The sequence below is a fragment of the Rhizobium hidalgonense genome, from assembly GCF_005862185.2.
GTDB lineage: Bacteria > Pseudomonadota > Alphaproteobacteria > Rhizobiales > Rhizobiaceae > Rhizobium > Rhizobium hidalgonense.
Genome location: NZ_CP054027.1, coordinates 3,960,483 through 3,979,025, shown reverse-complemented (window position 1 = coordinate 3,979,025; position 18,543 = coordinate 3,960,483). Strand labels below are relative to the sequence as shown.

Here is an 18,543-nt window from a genome sequence, read left to right as displayed (position 1 = left end):
CCATGACCTCAGAAGACAGGGATGAAGTGCTACCGGCAGCACATGCCGTGAAGACTTCCGTGCAGGCCGCGATGCCAGGACAAAAATACTACTTGACGCGCGGCACCGGCGCCTATCGCCGCGCCAGCCTGGCGCTATTTCTCTCCGGTTTCTCCACCTTCTCGCTGCTCTATTGCGTCCAGCCGCTGCTGCCGATCTTCGCGCAGGAATTCTCCGTCAGCCCGGCCGAAAGCTCGTTGTCCCTGTCGCTCTCCACCGGCTTCCTCGCGCTTGCCATTGTCTGCGCCGCCGCCGTCTCGGAAGGTCTCGGCCGGCGCAGCCTGATGTCGATCTCGCTGGTCGGCGCGGCGCTCCTGACGATCGCCACGGCTTTTGCCCCGAACTGGCACCTGCTGCTTTTCATCCGTGCCCTGCAGGGCCTCGTTCTCGGCGGCGTGCCGGCCGTAGCCATGGCCTATCTAGCCGAGGAAATCGATCCGCGCGGCCTCGGCGCCAGCATGGGCCTCTATGTCGGCGGCACGGCCTTCGGCGGCATGTCCGGCCGGGTGCTCACCGGCATCTTCGCCGAGTATTTCGGCTGGCGGCCAGCGCTCTACCTCATCGGCGCCATCGGCCTAGCCGCCGCGATCGGCTTCATCGCCCTGCTGCCGCCGTCAAAGAATTTCGTCCGCCGGCCGGGCTTCGATCCCAGCTTTCATGCAAAAGCCTGGCTCAGCCATCTCGCCAATCCGGCGTTGCCTTTGCTTTTCGCCATCGCCTTCCTGGCCATGGGCTCCTTCGTGACAATCTACAATTATGCCGGTTTCCGCCTGGTGGCGCCACCCTATGGCCTCAACCAGACCCAACTCGGCCTGATCTTCACCGTCTATCTCTTCGGCATCGGCGCCTCCTCGATCGGCGGTTTCATCGGAGACCGCATCGGGCATTTTCGCGTGCTTCTCTTCGGCCTGGCGCTGACCGCCGGCGGCAGCGCGCTGACACTCTCTACCTCGCTGCCATCCATCATCCTAGGCATTATCGTGCTGACGACCGGCTTCTTCATGAGCCATTCCATCGCCAGCGGCCTTGTCGGCAGACTGGCGCTCGGCACCAAGGGGCACGCCTCGTCGCTCTATATGCTGGCCTATTATGTCGGCTCCAGCCTCATGGGCTCGGCCGGCGGCTGGTTCTTTGCCGCCGAAGGCTGGGCCGCCGTCGTCATTTTCACGATTGCCATGCTGGCGCTGGCCCTTATCTCAGCCTGTGTCGCTCAACAGCTGACCAGGAGATAGGCATGATCCGCATCGACCGTCTCGACCACCTCGTGCTCAGAAGATCTTTGCTGTTTCCATGTCATGGCCCCGATGAGATATGACAATGATTGCAGCAATTCGCGATCCAGTTCAACCGAGCCTTATATAGGGCACGTCCTTCTTCGCGACCTCGTCCAGCGCCTCCTCGTAGCCCGCATCGGCGTAGCGCATGACGCCAAGCGCCGTGTCGTTGGTTAGCGCGCGATCCAGCCGCTCGTCGGCGGCATCGGTGCCGTCAGCGATGACGGTGACGCCGCAGCTGGTCATGTAGCCGGCATAGCCGCCGCCGCCGGAATGGATGACGACGAGGTCGGCCATCGACGAGCAGAGCATCATCGCGTCGATCAGCGGCCAGTCGGCGATCGCATCCGAGCCGTCCTTCATACGCTCGGTCATGATGTTGGGATGCGCCATGGCGCCGGCATCGAGATGGTCGCGGGAGAAGGCGACCGGGCCTTTAAGTTCGCCGCCTGCGACCAGCGCGTTGACGCGCCGGGCGAGCATCGTGCGTTCGCCGTGGCCGAGCCAGGCAATGCGGGCCGGCAGCCCCTCAAAGGGCACATGCTGGCGCGCCAGCCGGATCCAGTTGGTGATGATCTTGTTGTCGGGGAATAGTTCCAGCAGCAGATCGTCGATCCGGGCGATATCGCTCTCCTCGCCCGACAGCGCCATCCAGCGGAACGGGCCGATCGCCCGGGCAAACAGCGGCCTGAGATAGGCTTCGGTGAAGATCGGAATATCGAAGGCATTGGCGACACCGCCCTCTTTCGCCTGGGTGCGAATGAGGTTGCCGTTGTCGAAGACTTCAGACCCCTTCTTCTGGAAGGCGAGCATCGCGCTGACATGCTCGACGATGGAGGCGCGGCTGGCCGCCATCAATTGCCCCTGGCCATCGTCGCGCAGCCCCTTGACCTGATCGAGGCTCATGCCCTTCGGCACGTAACCGTAGACGAGGTCGTGCGCCGAGGTCTGGTCGGTGACGATGTCGGGCACGATGCCGCGCCGGGCGATTTCCGGATAGACCTCGGCCGCATTGCCGACGAGCCCGACGGAGAGCGCCCGCTTGTCCTTCACCGCCGCATCGATCATCTGAAGGGCGGTATCGAGATCGGGTGCGATCTTCTGGAGATAGCCGATCTGCTGGCGCTTGCGGGCACGCTCCGGGTCGATGTCGACGCAGAGGATCGCCGCACCGGCCATGCGGCCGGCGAGCGGCTGCGCCCCGCCCATGCCGCCGAGGCCGGCAGTCAGCACGAAGCGGCCGGCGAGATCGCCGCCAAAGCGACGCTCGGCAATGCGCATGAAGATCTCGTAAGTTCCCTGGATGACGCCTTGGCTGCCGATATATTGCCAGGCGCCGGCCGTCAGCCCACCCCAGCAGATCAGTCCCTTGCGCTGCAGTTCGTAGAACACCTCGGCCTTTGCCCATTGCCCGACGATGTTGCAGTTCGCCATGATGACCCGCGGCGCCTTGGCATGCGTCCGCACCAGCCCGATCGGCTTGCCGGACTGGATGAGCAGCGTCTGATCCTCGTCCATCTCGGTCAGCGCCTTGACGATGCCTTTATGCGCCGCCCAATTGCGGGCAGCCTTGCCGAGTGCGGCATAAACGACCAGGTTTTCCGGATCCTCGCCGACAGCAAGCACGTTTTCAAGCAGCCGCAGCAGCGCCTCCTGCCGCCAGCCCTTGGCGCGCAGCTCCGGCCCGCCGGGAATCGGAAATTTCGGATGACGTGGATTGGCCTTCGGCATCGTTGGTTCCTCGCTTGGTTCTCTGCTTTTTCCCTTCTCCCCGCTGGGGTAGAGAGAATGGCGTCACTTGTCCGGCAGCGATTCCACATAGGCAAGCGCAGCATCGAGCAGACGCCGTCTCAGCGCATCGTCACCGTAAACCTCGGCATTGGCGCGCACCCAGCCGTGCATGACCCGCTCGCCCATCAGCATCTGGATTACGCCGGGCAGCGCCAGTGCCCAGCCGTCATTGCCCTTGCCGAGACGGACCAGCAGGCTGTCACTGCGGGCGCCGCAGAGAAGGTTGCCGTTCAGCAGGAAGGCCCAGCCACCGAACATGGATTTTTCGGCTAGGCCCGGCCGATCGCCGAGTTCCTCGCGCAGCAGTTCTTCCAGTCCCCGATCGCGCGCCACGGCTCAGGCCCTCGCCGCCAACGCATAGCGGGCGATCTCGATCCCCATCGCCTTCTCGACGACGGGATAGACGCTCGGATCGAGCACGCTTGCCGAGAGCGGAATGATCTCCATCGGCACGTGCAGGATGAAGACCGGCATGCCCTCGCGCAGCTGGCCGACGCTGAGCGGCTCGCCCTCCGTCGACAGCGTGGTGATGACGGCGGGGAAGGTGGCAAGCCGCCCGCCATCGGCATCGTCGACCGCCATATATTCGTTCATCACATGCAGCGTCACCGATTTCTCGCCCGTGCCAACGCGGATCGTGCCGATGTCGAAGGCCTCCTTGGTGTAGACGACCTCTTTGCGGGTGATGGCGCCCTCGGCGAGGATATGTCCGCCGGTCGTCTTGCAGATCGCGTCGATAACGGCAGATCCGCCGCGTTTCTCCGCCGCGATGATCGCTTCGCCGAGCGCAAGCGCCATCGAGATGCCGCCGAGCGCCGCATGGCTGCGAACGTAGGACGCCCGAAGCGGATTGCGGCAGCTGGCGATGAAGCCGCCGGATTGATCGGCGGCGGCGCGCAGCACCGGCGAGATCTTCGCCGTCGCCCCTTTCACCACCAGCTCGATATAGCGGTTCTCCGCCCGGTTGCCGCCGACTGCGGTCTGGATCATCGGCTCGGGCGATCCGGCCATGCCGATCGAGCCCATATCGCCTGTTGGATGGGCGCGGATATCGCCGACCGCGTCGACCACCTTGGTGCCGAGGATAGCCGACGGCAGCCAGCCGTTCAGCGTCGAGGATTTGCCGTTCTGGCCGATGATCAGCCCGGAGAGTTTCTCGCCCAGCGCCTCCTGTAAGAGCTGCACTGCCTTCACATAATCGATGCCCTGCATTTCCCAGGGGGTGGTCGAGGCTGGCGCGCCGATCGCCGCTGCCGTGGCGATCCAGTCCTCGTCCTGCAGCTCGTCGATCGAGACCAGCTCCGGCTTGCCGACATTGACGGCGGCATAACCGAGCATGCGGCCATGATCGGCCCAGCCGCCGCCGCCGGCGGCATAGACGGAGCCGCCCTTGACGGCGGCTTCCACATCCTTCTCAACCAGTATGCGCCCCATTGGCCGTCTCCTCGTTCAAAGCCTTATCCATCTCGCGCACTGCTTGGAAAAGCACGGCGGCGCCGAGCGCAATATCGTCATTCTCGGCCCATTCGTCGGCGGAATGGCTGCGGCCTTCCCGGCAGGGCACGAAGATCATCGCCGCCGGCGCCACCTTGGCGATCCAGGCCGTATCGTGTCCTGCACCGGAGGCCATGCGCCGATGTTTTGCGCCGGCGCGTTCGCAGGCAGCCTCCAGCGTCGAGAGCAGGCCGGCATCGCCGGGTGTCGGCTGATTGTCGGAAACCCGGTTCGGTGTCCCGATGGTCACGCCGTAGGCTGTTGCCAGCTTTTCGACATGGCCGTCGAGCCAGCGGCAGAAGGCGTCCATGTCGGCGCGGATTTCGGCGCGGCCGTCGATCAGCAGCACCACTTTCGACGGCACGACATTGGCGGCATTCGGCTCGATCCGGAATTCGCCGACCGTCGCGGCGAAATGGCCTGGCGTCCTGGCAAGCTCGGCGGCGGCATTGCGGATGTCGAGCACCAGCTGCGAGGCCGCCACCAGGGCATCCGCCCGCCGGTCCATCGGCGTCGTGCCGGCGTGGTCGGCGCGCCCCTCGACGGTGATCTCGATCCGGGTGATGCCCGAGATCGCGGTGACGATGCCGATATCCTCCCTTCCGGCTTCGAGCACCGGGCCCTGCTCGATATGCAGCTCGAGAAAGCCTGCTATATCCGGCCGCTTCTGCTGCACCAGCACTCCTGGCCTGCCACCCACCTCGGCGATGCCTTCGGCAAGGTCGCGCCCATCGCTGACCCGGGAAAGCCAGGCCTCCGGCAATTGCCCGGTCATGCCGCGGCTGCCGATGCAGGAGACGCCGAAAATGCTGACCTCCTCGGCAAGGAAATCGACGATTTCGAGATCGTGGTCAAGTTCGATAGCCTGGTCGGCGAGCGCGCGCGCCACCTCCAGCGCCGAGATCACCCCGGCAATGCCGTCGAAGCGGCCGCCGTCCGGGACCGTGTCGGAATGCGAGCCGAGCATGATCGTGCCGAGCCAGGGTTTGCGACCGGTGCGCCGGCCGATCAGATTGCCGGCGGCATCGATCCGGGTTTCCAGCCCCGCCGCCTTCATCCGCGCCTCGATATAGGCCCGGCCGTCGAGGAAGAGCGGCGAAAAAGCCCGCCGCGTCCAGGGATGCCCCGGCTCGGTGATTGCGGCGAGCGCCTCGATATCCCCGGCGATCCGTTCGGCATTGACGGGCAGATTACGGTTCATGCACCGCCTCCCGCGATGACCTGGCGTGGCAGCGGCCGGATGAATTGCCCGGTGCCAGGCTCGGCCAGCACCTTTCCGCCTTCGGCGATCTTTTCGCCGCGAAGATAGGCGGCGGCAACGGTCCAGGGCAGGCGAATGCCGTTGTAAGGGCTCCAGCCGACGATGTTGTTGCCGCTTGCCGACGCGTCATAGACGCTCTCCGTCGGTTCGAGCACGGTGATATCGGCATCCTTGCCCGGCGTCAGCGCCCCCTTGATATGGTCGAGCCGGAAATGCCTGGCCGGATTTTCCGCCATCAGCCGGACTGCCCAGGTCAAGGGAATGCCACGTTCGATCGCGCCTTTGACGAAGAGCGGCACCAGCACCTCGAGGCCGGGAACGCCGGAGGCGTTGGCAAGCATATCAGGGTTGGTCTTGCGGTTTTCCGACCAGCTGACGTGATCGGTCGAGACCAGCCAGACATCGCCGTCGGCCACCTTCCGCCAGAGCTTCTCCACCTCGGCGCGCGGCCGCAGCGGCGGATTGATCTTCGCCTTGCCGCCGAGGCGCTTCACGTCGTTTTCCTCGTCAAGCGTCAGGTAGTGGATGCAGCATTCGACGGTCGCCGCAAAGCCGTCGCGGCGATAGGCGCGGGCGATGTCATAACCGCGCCCGAGCGAGCAGTGCACCACATGGGCCGGGCAGCCGGTGTTCGCACCCGCTTCGAAGATCGTGTGCATCGCCAGCAGTTCGGTAATCGCAGGCCGCGACAGGCCATGCGCCCGCCAGTCGGTGATACCGCTCGCCTTCACCTGCTCCATATAGCTGCGCACCGCCTCGTCATCTTCATTGTGCACACCGGCCGTCAGCCCGGTCGGAGCGATTGCCGCAAAGCAGGCGTCGAGCAGGGCGGGCGGAATGCGCGGAAAACGCTTGGGGTCGGTGCCGAAGGTCGAGAATTTGAAGGCCGCAACACCGGCCTCGACCATCTCGGCTATTCGCGCCGGGCCTTCTTCCGGATCGATGGTGCCGTAAAGTGCGAAATCGACGCGCGCCTGCCTGCCGGCATGCTCGATCTTGCGTTTGACCGCCGCCGCCGAACAGACGAGATCGCCCTCGTCATAAGGCATGTCGACGATTGTTGTCACGCCGCCGGCGGCTGCCGATCGCGTCGACCAGATGAAGTCCTCCTGGTTCTTCTGGGACAGCGAATGCACCTGCGCGTCGATCGCGCCGGGCATGATCAACGCTTTGCCGAGCAGATGGCGTTCAAGCGCCGCAGGCGGCACGCCGAGGCCGACCTCGGCAATCTTACCGTCGTGCACGGCGACATAACCCGCTTCGAGAATGCGGTCCGGCAGCACCACCGTGCCCTGCAGAACGAGATCGAAATCCATGCTGATTCCCTTCCTAAGCTGAAATCAGAGGCTCCTGGCGGGTCAGCCGTTCCTCGATGCGATCCAGCGAGCCGAGCGCGAAGAAATCGTCGAAGGACGCGATCGGAACCTGCTCGGTCAGCTTCGAGAGGAAGTCGTCCGAGCCGAGCTCTTCCTCGATCGCCTCCACCTCCGCCGAAAGCGGCCGGTCAACGATATAGAAATCTGCATGTTTGCGCACCACCTCGTAGAGCATGGCGGCCACACCCTTCGGTTCGTCACCGAGGATGTCGATCGCCTGGGCCGACAGCAGCGCTTCGAGCGCTGCCAGGCGCTTCAGCGCCTGCATCTGCCGCTCGAAGCGCTCGATCACCAGCGGCAGGAAGGCCGCCTCATCCTCCAGCCCGGCCGCCACCACCAGCGACTGCGCCGAAACCGGGTTGGACATCGACAGCACGCGCGAAAAAATCTCGCCGGCAAGCTTGATGATCGGCCCGAAGCCAGTGGCGATCCGTCCCGGCGGCACGAGATTGACCGGCAGGTCGCGCCGTTGGCCGTTGCCGAGGATGACGCAGCGGTTGAAAGCGTTGCGCGCCGCATGCGCCATGCAGAGTGCTGCCGATTCGAGCAGGATCGTCACATCGAGCGGCAGCGAGCCACCCGAGGTCATCACCCGGCCCTCGACCACGACGGGATTGTCGTCCGAGCGCCCGGTGGCGGCAAGGATTTTATGGCCTGTCGACAGCAGGTTTTCGATCACCGCGCCGAACACCTGGGCGATCATCCGCAGGCTGAGCGGATCCTGCACATGGGTCGCGACCGGCCAGTTCCAGTCGTCAGAGGCGTTGCAGAGCCAGGCGCCGATCAGCGCCTCGCGCGCCGTGCCGACATGGCGCACGGCCTTCCAGGGATCGCGGGAGGCGCCGAGCGCGCCGGCAGCCATCATCGCCGTCGCCAGCAGGATGCGGATCGAGGCCGCCGCATTGCGCGTCGTCTCCGCCGCCGCCGCAAAGCTCACCGCATTGATGCTGAGCGAGGCGAGGCTGTCGCGCGGCGCCATCCGCACCGGCTGCAGGCCCGCCGCCCGGAAAGCCTCTGCCGCCTGCATCCGCTGGCCGCGATAGACCGCTTCGCCGACGCCGGTCAGCACCGCGCCGATCTGCCCCATCAGCCCGATATCGGCGCAGCCGATCGAGCCGGTGCGGCGCACGACCGGGATGAGATCGGCTTCGAGCATGGTGATATAGGCCTGGATCAGCTCCGGCGTGCAGCCGACCTGGCCGGTCAGCGCCGTGTTGACGCGGATCGCCATGGCATTGCGCACGACGTTGCAGGAAAACGGCGTGCCGGTGCCGAAATGATGGGCGCGCACCAAGCCGAGATTGAACGTGTCGAGCTCGTCGGCCGACCACTCGACATCCTTCATCGCGCCGACGCCCGTCGTCGAGCCATAGACCGGCATGCCGGAGGCAATCGCATCCTCGACGATCTCGCGGGCGATCGCGATGCGGGCCATGCCGGTCGCCGAAGCCGAAATCGTCGCCTTGCCTGCACCGATCGCCGCCATCTCGGCAAAACCGAGCGGTCGTCCGGAAAGTTCGATGCCAGGGCGTTCGTGCTGCATGTGCCGTATCTCCTAAACTGCGAGACTAAGCGAGCCCTCCCTAAGATGGGATATCCTAAATGCCGAACACAGCATGTTATCGAAAGGCAGTCAGCTCAGCATCCAGGCAATATAGAGAAGCGTCAATGCGATGATCCACAGCGCAATCCTGGCCGAACGGTTATGCCGCGCCTCGGCCTTGCCGATCGCTTCGGCGGTCTCAGCGTCGAAACGTAAGCCGTGTTCGCTCATATGCAGGAGCTGATGGTGGAATTTTTCGGTCTTTGCTGCAATTTCCGGCACGGCTTCGGCGAGCTTTACCGCCGCCTTCAGCCCGTCCTTGAGATCGGTGGCGATCCGCTTCGGGCCGAGATTGGTTCGGATCCAGTCCCCGACGACGGGCTCGGAGGCCTTCCACATGTTGAAGCGCGGATTGAGCATGCGCGACACGCCCTCGACCACGACCATGGTCTTCTGCAGCATCACCAGTTCCGGCCGCGTCGCCATGTCGAAGAGTTCGGTCACTTCGAACAGCAGCGTCAAGAGCTTGCCCATCGAGATCGTCTCGGCCGGCTGTCCGTGGATCGGCTCGCCGATCGCCCGGATCGCCTGGGCAAAACTCTCGACATTGTGGTGTCCCGGCACATAACCCGCCTCGAAATGCACCTCGGCAACGCGGATATAATCGCGGGTGATGAAGCCATAGAGAATTTCGGCGAGGAACCGCCGTTCCTTTTTGCCGAGCCGCCCGACAATGCCCATGTCGACGGCGACGATCATGCCGTCCGCATCCACGAAGAGGTTGCCGGGATGCATGTCGGCATGGAAGAAACCGTCGCGCAGCGTATGGCGCAGGAACGACTGGATCAGTGTATCGGCAAGCAGGTTGAGATCGTGGCCGGCTGCCCGCAGGCCCTCGACATCGGACATCCTCGTGCCGTCGATCCACTCCATGGTGATGACGTCGCGGCCGGTGCGCTCCCAGTCGACCTTCGGCACGCGGAAACCGGGATCCCTCTCGGTATTTTCGGCGATTTCGGAAAGTGCTGCCGCCTCCAGGCGAAGATCCATCTCCACTTTCGTCGTCTGTTCCAGCGTCTTCGTCACCTCGACCGGCCGCAGCCGCCGGCTGGAGGCCAGGAAACGCTCCTGCATATAGGCGACGAGATACATCGCTTCGATGTCATGGGCAAAGCGCTGGCGCACGCCCGGCCGCACGATCTTGACGGCGACCTTCTTGCGGCCTGCTGATGTCTCGACCTCGGCCGGATGCACTTGGGCGATCGATGCGGCGGCGATCGGATCGCCGAAGCTCGCATAGAGCTCGCCGATCGGCCGTCCGAGCGAGCCTTCGATATTGGCCTTGGCGGCAGCCGAGGGAAAGAAGGCCATCCGGTCCTGAAGCTGCGACAGGTCGTTGGCGAATTCGACGCCGACGACATCCGGCCTCGTCGCCAGGAACTGCCCGATCTTCACATAAGAAGGGCCGAGCCGCTCGACGGCCTGCGCCAATCGGTCGCTGCGCTTCTGATGCCGCGCCTTGCTCCGCTCGAATATCGTAATGAAGGATTTGGCAAGCGCGATCGGCGCCGGCAGGCCTTCGGAAGGAAGCGCCGACACGACGCCCTCACGCACGAGCACCCAGCCGACGCGCCAGAGGCGGAAATAGGCTCCGAAAGTGCTCATGCGGCAGTGCCCCGCCGAGGGAGGTCCGTGTTTCTTTTCTTCATTCCCTCAGAGCTTCCAGCCGGAATGCAGCGCGGCAATGCCGCCGGTATAATTGGTGTAGGTGACGCGGGAAAAGCCGGCCTGGCGGATCATCGCCGCGAAATTCTCCTGGTTGGGGAATTTGCGGATCGATTCGACCAGATACTGGTAGGGTTCGGCATCGCCGGTGATTGCCTTGCCGAATTGCGGAATGGCATTGAACGACCAGGCGTCATAGATCTTGTCGAGAAGCGGCATGTCGACTTCGGAAAATTCCAGGACCAGCAGCCGACCGCCGCGCTTCAGCACGCGATAAGCCTCCGACAGCGCCGCATCGATCCGGGGCACGTTGCGTATGCCGAAGGCGATCGTATAGGCGTCGAAGCTGGCCGCCTCGAAAGGCAGTTCCTCGGCATTCGCCTCGACGAAGGTGAGATTGCCGGAAAGCTTCTTCTTTTCGGCCCGTTCGGCGCCGACGCCGAGCATCGAGCCGTTGATATCGAGCACGGTCGCATGCGCCTGCCGGCCGGAAGCCTCGACGATGCGGAAGGCGATGTCGCCAGTGCCGCCGGCAACGTCGAGCACCTTGTAACCCGGCTCCTTGCGCGGGTTGAGCGCCGAGATCATCGCATCCTTCCAGGCGCGGTGCATGCCCATCGACATGACGTCGTTCATGATGTCGTAGCGCTCGGCGACCTTGTGGAACACCTGGTTCACCAGGCCCTGTTTGTCGCCGCCCGGCACCTCGCGGAAGCCGTAGGAGGTCTCCATGCCGCCATCGGCGGAGGTGCGGCTTTCTGACATCAGGCTGCTCCATTCCTTGAAGATCGCTGCGGCGGCCATAGCGAAAGACCGCGCGCGACGTTATCACTGGGCCGCGCTCTCCGCGGCACTCTGGCGCTATAGCGCACATCGTCGTCGGTTGAAACACGTTAGATATAGATGGGTTAAGATGCCGGAATTGCCAGAAGTCGAAACGGTCAAACGCGGCCTGGCGCCGGCGATGGAGGGGGCTCGCATCGCAAGGCTGGAGCTGCGCCGCGGCGATCTGCGCTTCCCCTTTCCCGACGCTTTCGCCGACAGGGTTTCCGGCCGCACCATCGTCGGGCTCGGTCGTCGCGCCAAATATCTGCTGGTCGATCTCGACGACGGCAATACGCTGATTTCCCACCTCGGCATGTCCGGTTCTTTCCGTGTCGAGGAGGGTGGCGCCTCGGCCACGCCTGGCGAATTCCACCATGCCCGCGCAAAGGACGAGAAGCACGATCACGTCGTCTTTCATCTCGAAGGTTCAGGCGGCCCGCGCCGCGTCGTCTATAATGATCCGCGCCGTTTCGGCTTCATGGATATGGTGGGGCGTGCCGAGCTCGCTGGCCATCCCTTCTTCCGCGATCTCGGCCCGGAGCCGACCGGAAACGAGCTTGGCGCCGCCTATCTGGCCGAACGCTTCCGCGACAAGGCGCAGCCGCTGAAAAGCGCGCTGCTCGACCAGAAGAACATTGCCGGTCTCGGCAATATCTATGTCTGCGAGGCGCTGTGGCGCTCGCATCTTTCGCCGATCCGGGCCGCCGGCACGCTGGTGACACCAGGCGGGCGGCCGAAGGCACAGCTTAGCCTGCTCGTCGCCGCAATCCGCAACGTCATCGCCGATGCAATCGCCGCCGGCGGGTCGTCGCTGCGCGACCATATCCAGACCGACGGATCGCTCGGCTATTTCCAGCATTCCTTCTCCGTCTATGATCGCGAAGGTCAGGCTTGCCGCACGCCCGGCTGCAGCGGTACGGTCGCCCGTATCGTCCAGGCGGGCCGCTCCACTTTTTACTGCGCCACCTGCCAGAAATGAGAGAGAACCGGGAGAACAGCATGGCCTATGAGACCGTGATCGTCGAAACCCGAGGCAATGTCGGCCTCATCACGCTGAACCGCCCGCAGGCGCTGAACGCGCTGAATTCTACCGTCCTCAAGGAATTGAAGCAGGCCTATGCCGCCTTTCACACCGACGAGGCGGTCGGCGCCATCGTGCTGACCGGGTCCGAACGCGCCTTTGCCGCCGGTGCCGATATCAAGGAGATGCAGCCGCTTGCATTCGCCGATATCTATAAGAGTGATTTCATCAGCGGCTGGGACGAGGTTGCCAAGGCCCGCAAGCCGGTGATCGCCGCCGTCAGCGGCTTTGCGCTCGGCGGTGGCTGCGAACTCGCGATGATGTGCGATTTCATCATCGCCTCGGAGACGGCGAAGTTCGGCCAGCCGGAAATCACCCTCGGCGTCATTCCCGGCATGGGCGGCTCGCAGCGGCTGACGCGCGCCGTCGGCAAGGCAAAGGCGATGGATCTGATCCTGACCGGCCGGATGATGGATGCGGCGGAGGCCGAACGCTCGGGACTCGTTTCGCGTGTTGTGGCGCCCGATCGTCTGCTCGACGAGGCTTTTGCCGCGGCCGAAAAGATTGCCTCGCTGTCTCAGCCCTCGGTCCTGATGGCCAAGGAGGCGGTCAACCGCGCCTTCGAGACGACGCTGGAGGAGGGCTTGCGTTTCGAACGCCGGCTGTTTCACAGCCTCTTTGCCACGGACGACCAGAAAGAAGGCATGGCGGCCTTTGTCGAGAAGCGCAAACCGGCTTTTAGGCACCGCTGAATGCTTTTCGGCGGTTCCCGCGGCAAAGCTTGAAAATCCGCGTTGACGTGGGCCGGCTTTAGAGTTATATGCCCGCCCACGGTTCGGAAAGCCGGTTTGGTTTTCCGCGATTGCTCCCGCATTGCTGGATTTTGTGGCCGCAGGGCCCGCGGTAATGGCGGAGTTTGTTCGAATTCTTGAGAGAGGCATCCATGGCCAATACAACTTCGGCGAAAAAAGCGACCCGCAAGATCGCCCGCCGTACCGACGTCAATAAGGCTCGTCGCTCGCGCGTTCGTACTTTCGTTCGCCAGGTCGAAGAGGCTATCGCATCCGGCGACGCCGCCAAGGCGAAGGAAGCTTTCCTGGCGGCTCAGCCCGAGCTTGCCCGCGCCGCCAGCAAGGGCGTGCTGCACGCCAACACGGCATCGCGCAAGGTCTCGCGTCTCGCCGCTCGTGTGAAGGCTCTTTCGGTCACCGCGACCGCGTAATCTTCCGTTAACGCCTTCATCTTTATGATTAGCCCGGTAATTTTACCGGGCTTTTTCGATTCCGCCGATCAGCTCCTGTATGGTTAATCTCACGACTGTTTCGTGTCAGCACCATGACAGGAAAAAACTTTTAAAAACAAAGACTTGCGCAAGGATGCTTCGACGCTACGCGACTCTGCCCCACGCTTGCGGAACCAGGGGGGAGTCAAGCAGATTTTTATTTTTTTTCTTTCCATGCGTGTCAAAATAGCCCGAACGGGGAATCTCCTTGATTCAAAAGCGATTCTTTTTTGACGCTGGTGTGACGCCCGAAAAGGGCCGGCGGAGTCAATGCCCGCTTCTTAATTTTGCGTAAAATTCATCGTTGATATTGCCTTTTGATCCTGCCTAAATGGCCTCCAACAAAGGGCGCGGACATCACCTGCAGAGGCTCGGTCTTAACTGCCACGTCGGCAGGGCGATAAGTTTGTGCCATTTGTTACGGGGCCTTGCGCTTCCGTTTTTTCAAGCACTCGACGGATTTGGGCCGTAACGTGGCTGTTACGGGCAGGGATGTTTTGTGCCTTCAGCGGCCACACGTTTAAGGCGAGGTCGTCGGAGAAGGTTAAAGTGATATTGCGTTCGGGCTGTCGGCCGAAAACGAGGATCGACCGCCAGCCTGGCACGGAAAGCCGATGAAGGTTGCCGCATGACTGCGGTCCCTGCAACGGAATTCTGTGCCGGTCCCTTCGGGGGCAGTGTTTGAGTGAACCGGCAGGCAAGCGGCTTCATGAGGATGCCGTCAGCTCGCCAAAGCGGGGAATAATCGGGCGGCTATTTTAGCGGAAGCCGCCCGGTGGAATTGAAAGGCGGCATTATGCAGATGAATACGATGACGGCGGGCGGGCTCGACAATGGGGAAGTGGCGCCGCAGACGTTTGGCTCCATTCGCCTTGAAGTGGGAGAAGCAAAGGCGGAAATGCAGCACAGCATCTTGTTTGAGCGCGTCAGCGCGCGCTTGAAGGCGCAGGTCGGCCCTGACGTCTATGCCAGCTGGTTCGCCAGGCTGAAGCTTCATTCGGTATCGAAGAGCGTGGTTCGCCTGTCGGTTCCCACCACCTTTCTGAAATCCTGGATCAATAATCGTTATCTCGATCTCATTACCGGTCTGTTCCAGGCCGAGGATCCGGAAATTCTAAAGATCGAAGTCCTGGTGCGCACGGCGACACGCAGCGGCACGAAGACGCTCGATGAGGCGGTCCAGCCCGAGCCGGTCGTTGCCCCCCAGTCGCGCCGCCCCGCAAGCGCCCAGCCGGCCGGCCAGGCCGTCCAGCAGGCGGTTTCCTCCGTTGCTGCGGCAAGGCCCGCAAGCTTTGGCTCGCCGCTCTTCGGCTCGCCGCTCGATAGCCGCTTCACCTTCGACACCTTCGTCGAAGGCAGCTCGAACCGCGTCGCGCTTGCAGCGGCGAAGACGATCGCCGAAGCCGGTTCCGGCGCCGTGCGCTTCAATCCGCTGTTCATCCATTCGACGGTCGGCCTCGGCAAGACCCATCTGCTGCAGGCAATCGCCAATGCGGCGGTGCAGAATCCGCGGGCACTGCGCGTCGTCTATTTGACGGCCGAATATTTCATGTGGCGCTTCGCCACCGCGATCCGCGACAATGACGCGCTAACGCTGAAGGATTCGCTGCGCAACATCGATCTCCTGATCATCGATGACATGCAGTTCCTCCAGGGCAAGATGATCCAGCATGAATTCTGCCATCTGCTCAACATGCTGCTCGACAGCGCCAAGCAGGTCGTCGTCGCCGCCGACCGCGCCCCTTGGGAGCTGGAATCGCTCGATCCCCGTGTGCGTTCGCGCCTGCAGGGCGGTGTCGCGATCGAATTCGACGCGCCGGATTACGAGATGCGCCTGGAGATCCTCAGGCGTCGCCTTGCGGCAGCCCGGCTCGAAGATCCGTCGCTGGAAATTCCGGCCGAGCTGCTCCAGCATGTCGCCCGCAACGTCACGGCCAGCGGCCGCGAACTCGAAGGCGCTTTCAACCAGCTGGTCTTCCGGCGCTCCTTCGAGCCGAACCTGTCGATCGAGCGCGTCGATGAACTGCTTGCTCATCTCGTCGGCTCCGGCGAACCCCGCCGCGTGCGCATCGAGGACATCCAGCGCATCGTCGCCAGGCACTACAACGTCTCGCGCCAGGAACTGGTTTCGAACCGCCGCACCCGCGTCATCGTCAAGCCGCGCCAGATCGCCATGTATCTGTCGAAGACGCTGACGCCGCGCTCCTTCCCCGAGATCGGCCGCCGTTTCGGCGGGCGCGATCACACGACCGTGCTGCATGCCGTGCGCAAGATCGAAGAGCTGATTTCCGGCGACACCAAGCTGTCGCACGAAGTCGAGCTGCTGAAGCGGCTGATCAACGAATAGAATTCAAAGTGTTCCAGTGTCGTTTGCGCGTCTGGAAAGACGCGTGGCGTTGCAGACATTCGATGGCCGGAAGCGATTCCGGCCGTTTTCTTTTATAAGCTTTTTATTCTATACCTCCGGCCATCCAATGCCGGTCGCCCGGAAGGGCGCAGCGGTTTTGGAATGTGACATAAGACGAAGAAGCGCCGAAAAGGGCGCAATGGGAGGAATGATGAGTTTCAGAAAGATCGCCGTTCTCGGCCTCGGCAAGGTTGGACGGCTGGCGGCAACGCTATTGCATGAAGGTGGCTTCGAGGTCATCGGCGTCGATGCGCAACTGCCGCTGGGCGACGTTCCGTTCAAGTGCCGCACCGGCGATATCTCCGATCCTGCGGTGATCCGCGAGTTGCTCTCCAATGTCGAGGCAGTGCTCTCCTGCCTGCCTTATCATCTGAACATCGAATTGGCGCGCGCCGCCCATCTCGCCGGCATTCATTATTTCGATCTGACCGAAGACGTTCCCACAACGAATTTCATTATCGAATTGTCGAAGACTGCCCGCGGCCTGATGGCGCCGCAATGCGGCCTGGCCCCGGGTTTCGTCGGCATCGTCGGCGCCAGCCTAGCCGACGGCTTCGAGCGCTGCCGTTCGATCCGCATGCGCGTCGGTGCCCTGCCGCAGCATCCGACGGGATTGCTCGGTTATGCCTTCAACTGGTCGCCCGAAGGCGTCGTCAACGAATATCTGAACGATTGCGAGGTCATCGAGGGCGGGATGCGCAAGCTCGTCTCGCCGATGGAATGGCACGAAACCGTCTATGTCGGCGGCGTCAAGCTCGAAGCCTTCACGACCTCGGGCGGCCTTGGCACCATGTGCGACACCATGCTCGGCAAGATCGACAATCTCGACTACAAGACCATGCGTTATCCCGGCCACATGGAGCTGATGAACTTCTTCTTCCATGAGCTTCTGATGCGCGACAAGCGCAAGCTGGCCGGCGAAATCCTGACCAACGCCAAGCCGCCGGTTGAAGACGACGTCGTCTATGTGCATGTCGCAGCCGAAGGCACGGAGAACGGCAGCCTGCGCCGCAAGGAGTTCGTGCGCGCCTATTATCCGATCGAGATTGCCGGCGCGCGCCGCACGGCAATCGCCTGGACGACGTCGGCCTCCGTCGTTGCCGTGATCGAAATGGTCCGCGACGGCCTGCTGCCGGCGACCGGCTTCCTGCACCAGGAGCATATTCCGCTGGAGATGTTCCTGAAGACGCCGACCGGCAGCCTGTTCAAGGCGGGCGCCACCAGCCACGGCTGAAAACGCCTGTCGATGCGGCGGCGATGTCGATGCCGCCGCACTCGAAACCAATGGTCCCATGGACCTCAGCAGGCGAGATCGGCGACAACGGAATCGAGGATCAGCATGCCCGAGGGTGTGCAGCGCAGGCGTGAATTGCCGATCCGCTCGATGAATTTGTGTTCGAGCAGAAACTCTTCGCGTTTCGGGTCGAGGTCGCGGCCGGAAAGCTGCTGCCAGCGGGCAAGATCGACGCCTTCCCGCAGCCGCAGTCCCATCAGCAGCAATTCGTCGGACTGTTCCTCGTAGCCGAGCCGTTCCTCGTCGAGAATGCCATGGCCGTCGCGCTCGACCATCTCGAGCCAGGCTTCCGGCTTGCGCTCGGTCGCCGTCGCGATTTTTTCGGGGCCGCGCGTCAGCCTTCCATGCGCGCCCGGGCCGATACCGGCATAATCGCCGTAACGCCAGTAGGTCAGGTTATGCCGGCTTTCGGCGCCCGGCCGGGCGTGGTTGGAGACCTCGTAGGCCGGCATGCCCTCGCGTGCGGTGATCTCCTGCGTCGCCTCGTAGAGCACGGCCGATTGCTCGCCATCCGGCACCACCAGCTTGCCCGATTTATGCAGGCCGTAAAAGGGCGTGCCTTCCTCGATGGTCAGCTGGTAGAGGGAGAGGTGGTCGACCGCATAGGAGATCGCCTCCTTGAGTTCCTTTTCCCACTGTTCGACCGTCTGCTCCGGTCGGGCATAGATCAGGTCGAAGGACATGCGCGGAAAAATGTCACGCGCCAGCCGGATCGCCTTCAGCGCATCGGCGACGTCATGCAGCCGGCCGAGGAATTTCAGATCCCGATCGTTCAACGCCTGCACGCCGAGCGAGACGCGGTTGACGCCGGCCGCCCGGTAGCCGCGGAAGCGGTCGGCCTCGACGCTCGAAGGGTTCGCCTCCATGGTGATCTCGATGCCGGCAGGCACATGCCAGTGCCGGGCAATGCCGTCGAGAATGGCCGAGACCGTTTCCGGTTTCATCAGCGAGGGCGTGCCGCCGCCGAGGAAGACGCTGGTGACCGTCTTCGGGCCGCTGATGGCCCGGACCGCCGCCATCTCCTTCAGGAAAGCGGCCGCAAAGCGCTCCTGATCGACCGGCTGATGACGCACATGGCTGTTGAAATCGCAATAGGGACACTTCGCCGCGCAGAAGGGCCAATGCACATAGACGCCGAAGCCGGGCTCGCCGGTATCGGGCAGAAGTGCGGCGTCGCGCGAAAGGCTTGGCGTGTCGAAATTGTCCACGAA

The 18,543-nt window shown here is 63.4% G+C and carries 15 protein-coding genes; 6 read left to right on the top strand and 9 right to left on the bottom strand.

The window, feature by feature from the left end; translation table 11 throughout:
- Window positions 1-2 precede the first annotated feature (2 nt).
- Complete coding sequence (locus FFM81_RS19345) at window positions 3-1,271, top strand: MFS transporter (protein WP_138385401.1); 1,269 nt, start codon at window positions 3-5, stop codon at window positions 1,269-1,271.
- A 111-nt stretch (window positions 1,272-1,382) separates the two neighbouring features.
- On the opposite strand, the gene FFM81_RS19340 is transcribed toward FFM81_RS19345, so the two are convergent.
- From FFM81_RS19340 to ubiE, 8 genes are all read right to left on the bottom strand, one after another.
- The gene (locus FFM81_RS19340) at window positions 1,383-3,044 is read right to left on the bottom strand and encodes a thiourocanate hydratase (protein WP_138385402.1); all 1,662 of its coding nucleotides are present in this window, start codon (window positions 3,042-3,044) and stop codon (window positions 1,383-1,385) included.
- A gap of 63 nt (window positions 3,045-3,107) precedes the next feature.
- Window positions 3,108-3,437, bottom strand: a complete 330-nt coding sequence (locus tag FFM81_RS19335; RefSeq protein WP_003570850.1) for a TfoX/Sxy family protein — start codon at window positions 3,435-3,437, stop codon at window positions 3,108-3,110.
- 3 nt (window positions 3,438-3,440) lie between these two features.
- A complete protein-coding gene (locus FFM81_RS19330) occupies window positions 3,441-4,538 on the bottom strand; it encodes a thiohydantoin desulfurase (RefSeq protein ID WP_003570849.1) in 1,098 nt (365 codons plus the stop codon).
- Window positions 4,519-5,799, bottom strand: a complete 1,281-nt coding sequence (locus FFM81_RS19325; protein WP_003570848.1) for a Zn-dependent hydrolase — start codon at window positions 5,797-5,799, stop codon at window positions 4,519-4,521. The genes FFM81_RS19330 and FFM81_RS19325 overlap by 20 nt, the downstream gene beginning before the upstream one ends.
- Complete coding sequence (locus FFM81_RS19320; RefSeq protein WP_138385403.1) at window positions 5,796-7,175, bottom strand: dihydroorotase; 1,380 nt, start codon at window positions 7,173-7,175, stop codon at window positions 5,796-5,798. The genes FFM81_RS19325 and FFM81_RS19320 overlap by 4 nt, the downstream gene beginning before the upstream one ends.
- A gap of 13 nt (window positions 7,176-7,188) precedes the next feature.
- Entirely contained in the window at window positions 7,189-8,778 is a 1,590-nt protein-coding gene (locus tag FFM81_RS19315) for an aromatic amino acid lyase (RefSeq protein ID WP_003570844.1), read from the bottom strand.
- Window positions 8,779-8,868: 90 nt separating this feature from the next.
- Window positions 8,869-10,443, bottom strand: a complete 1,575-nt coding sequence (ubiB, locus tag FFM81_RS19310; RefSeq protein ID WP_025417614.1) for a 2-polyprenylphenol 6-hydroxylase — start codon at window positions 10,441-10,443, stop codon at window positions 8,869-8,871.
- Window positions 10,444-10,491: 48 nt separating this feature from the next.
- Complete coding sequence (gene ubiE, locus FFM81_RS19305; protein ID WP_138385404.1) at window positions 10,492-11,268, bottom strand: bifunctional demethylmenaquinone methyltransferase/2-methoxy-6-polyprenyl-1,4-benzoquinol methylase UbiE; 777 nt, start codon at window positions 11,266-11,268, stop codon at window positions 10,492-10,494.
- 148 nt (window positions 11,269-11,416) lie between these two features.
- Between ubiE and mutM the strand changes: the two genes are divergently transcribed.
- The 5 genes from mutM (at window position 11,417) to FFM81_RS19280 (ending at window position 17,272) form a co-directional block, all read left to right on the top strand.
- Window positions 11,417-12,307: a bifunctional DNA-formamidopyrimidine glycosylase/DNA-(apurinic or apyrimidinic site) lyase gene (gene mutM, locus FFM81_RS19300; protein WP_003570839.1), complete on the top strand. Its 891-nt coding sequence runs from the start codon at window positions 11,417-11,419 to the stop codon at window positions 12,305-12,307.
- Between the two features lie 20 nt (window positions 12,308-12,327).
- A complete protein-coding gene (locus FFM81_RS19295; RefSeq protein ID WP_003570837.1) occupies window positions 12,328-13,101 on the top strand; it encodes an enoyl-CoA hydratase in 774 nt (257 codons plus the stop codon).
- Window positions 13,102-13,292: 191 nt separating this feature from the next.
- Window positions 13,293-13,571 (top strand): 30S ribosomal protein S20, encoded by a 279-nt coding sequence (gene rpsT, locus FFM81_RS19290; protein ID WP_003570835.1) that lies wholly within the window; start codon window positions 13,293-13,295, stop codon window positions 13,569-13,571.
- Window positions 13,572-14,427: 856 nt separating this feature from the next.
- Complete coding sequence (gene dnaA, locus FFM81_RS19285; RefSeq protein ID WP_003570833.1) at window positions 14,428-15,978, top strand: chromosomal replication initiator protein DnaA; 1,551 nt, start codon at window positions 14,428-14,430, stop codon at window positions 15,976-15,978.
- Between the two features lie 211 nt (window positions 15,979-16,189).
- A complete protein-coding gene (locus FFM81_RS19280) occupies window positions 16,190-17,272 on the top strand; it encodes a saccharopine dehydrogenase family protein (protein WP_003570832.1) in 1,083 nt (360 codons plus the stop codon).
- Window positions 17,273-17,337: 65 nt separating this feature from the next.
- On the opposite strand, the gene hemW is transcribed toward FFM81_RS19280, so the two are convergent.
- A complete protein-coding gene (gene hemW, locus FFM81_RS19275; protein WP_003570831.1) occupies window positions 17,338-18,540 on the bottom strand; it encodes a radical SAM family heme chaperone HemW in 1,203 nt (400 codons plus the stop codon).
- Between the last annotated feature and the right edge of the window lie 3 nt (window positions 18,541-18,543).

Bases quoted from the DNA above. Each gene is read 5' to 3' on its own strand.
- FFM81_RS19340 (WP_138385402.1), bottom strand. From the start codon at position 3,044: ATGCCGAAGGCCAATCCACGTCATCCGAAATTTCCGATTCCCGGCGGG.
- FFM81_RS19325 (WP_003570848.1), bottom strand. From the start codon at position 5,799: ATGAACCGTAATCTGCCCGTCAATGCCGAACGGATCGCCGGGGATATC.
- rpsT (WP_003570835.1), top strand. From the start codon at position 13,293: ATGGCCAATACAACTTCGGCGAAAAAAGCGACCCGCAAGATCGCCCGC.
- ubiB (WP_025417614.1), bottom strand. From the start codon at position 10,443: ATGAGCACTTTCGGAGCCTATTTCCGCCTCTGGCGCGTCGGCTGGGTG.
- FFM81_RS19295 (WP_003570837.1), top strand. From the start codon at position 12,328: ATGGCCTATGAGACCGTGATCGTCGAAACCCGAGGCAATGTCGGCCTC.
- mutM (WP_003570839.1), top strand. From the start codon at position 11,417: ATGCCGGAATTGCCAGAAGTCGAAACGGTCAAACGCGGCCTGGCGCCG.
- FFM81_RS19315 (WP_003570844.1), bottom strand. From the start codon at position 8,778: ATGCAGCACGAACGCCCTGGCATCGAACTTTCCGGACGACCGCTCGGT.
- FFM81_RS19330 (WP_003570849.1), bottom strand. From the start codon at position 4,538: ATGGGGCGCATACTGGTTGAGAAGGATGTGGAAGCCGCCGTCAAGGGC.
- dnaA (WP_003570833.1), top strand. From the start codon at position 14,428: ATGCAGATGAATACGATGACGGCGGGCGGGCTCGACAATGGGGAAGTG.
- ubiE (WP_138385404.1), bottom strand. From the start codon at position 11,268: ATGTCAGAAAGCCGCACCTCCGCCGATGGCGGCATGGAGACCTCCTAC.
- FFM81_RS19280 (WP_003570832.1), top strand. From the start codon at position 16,190: ATGAGTTTCAGAAAGATCGCCGTTCTCGGCCTCGGCAAGGTTGGACGG.
- FFM81_RS19320 (WP_138385403.1), bottom strand. From the start codon at position 7,175: ATGGATTTCGATCTCGTTCTGCAGGGCACGGTGGTGCTGCCGGACCGC.
- FFM81_RS19345 (WP_138385401.1), top strand. From the start codon at position 3: ATGACCTCAGAAGACAGGGATGAAGTGCTACCGGCAGCACATGCCGTG.